General features: G+C 29.9%; 1 protein-coding gene. It reads left to right on the top strand.

The annotated features are described in order from the left end of the window. The coding region (locus tag CHF27_RS13995) for a cache domain-containing protein (RefSeq protein WP_199533680.1) at positions 1-795 on the top strand (795 nt) is incomplete at both ends.

Below are 795 nucleotides of genomic sequence, written 5' to 3'. Positions count from 1 at the left end.
AAACAGGTATTATAAAAGAAATTTCAGATCCTAAGATAAGTAAAGAAGAAAAACAAAGTATAATTACTAGACAGGAAAAGCTATATGGAGTAGTATTAGGTCAAATTATAGATGTAAATGGTAAAGATCTTTTTAGTGGAAAAGATTATTCTGGTAGAGACTATTTTAAAGCCTCTATGGCGGGAAAAGCATATCTTGGTAGTCCTGTACTTAGTAAAGTAACAGGACAACTTACACTTGTAGTTTCAGCACCTATTTGGGAAAATGGAGTACAAGGTAGTAAGATAGCAGGAATTGTAACTTTTGACCTAGATAAAGATTTTTTAAATGACATTGTTAAAAATATAAAAATAAGTGAAAATAGTTATTCTTACCTTATAGATAATGAAGGAACAACAATTGCGGATGAGGATGCTAGTCTTGTTGGGGTAGAAAATACTATAAAACAATCAGAAACAGATAAAAGCTTACTACCTTTTGCAGAGGTAGATAAAAAGCTTGTTGAAGGAAAAAAAGGATGTTCTGATGTAGAAATAAATGGAGAAGATTGTGTTTTAGGATATGCTCCAGTAGAAAACAGCAATGGTTGGGGTGTAGGTGTAATGGTAAATAAAGGTGATTTTCTTGGTGAAATGTATATTTCAATTATCATTACAATTATATTAGCTGTAGTATTTACAATATTATCATTTATTTCAGCCAAAAAGTTTTCTAATAAAATAGGAAACCCATTGAAAGGATGTAGTGAAAGATTAAAAAAATTAGCTGAAGGTGATTTAAATTCAGAAACTACAA

The organism is Romboutsia maritimum, assembly GCF_002251085.2.
GTDB classification, from domain to species: domain Bacteria; phylum Bacillota; class Clostridia; order Peptostreptococcales; family Peptostreptococcaceae; genus Romboutsia_B; species Romboutsia_B maritimum.
Note: the sequence above shows the minus strand (reverse complement) of the source record. Positions and strands in the feature narration are given on the sequence as shown.